This is a genomic window from Leucobacter japonicus, assembly GCF_001273855.1.
GTDB lineage: Bacteria > Actinomycetota > Actinomycetes > Actinomycetales > Microbacteriaceae > Leucobacter > Leucobacter japonicus.
This window is the reverse complement of record NZ_JHBX01000032.1, coordinates 1-251: the sequence shown is the minus strand read 5'-3', so window position 1 is coordinate 251 and position 251 is coordinate 1. Positions and strand designations below refer to the sequence as shown.

The 251-nt window shown below is 66.5% G+C and carries 1 protein-coding gene; it reads left to right on the top strand.

Annotation, left to right across the window (positions count from 1 at the left end; all coding sequences use genetic code 11):
- Nucleotides 1-251: hypothetical protein (locus tag AMS67_RS17550; protein ID WP_162230788.1), on the top strand; the 251-nt coding region annotated here is incomplete at both ends.

Sequence of the window (251 nt, the reverse complement as noted above, 5' to 3'; positions counted from 1 at the left end):
CCCCTCACCATCGATCCCGAGCTCGGCTGGGCCACGTCCATGCGCGCCCTCGCGTCGATCGGGGAGCCGGTGTTCGGGGTGACGACGAAATACGAGTTGCACTTCTACCGGGACAATCCCGGTGATCCCGTGCCGTTTCAACTCGCGAGCATCCCGTCGCTCGGTGCGATCTATCCCGGCCTCTCCGGCAACGTCTCCGTGGCGCCGGGGGATCGGGTGCGGATGGTGATGGTGCGCACCGAGCATGATCC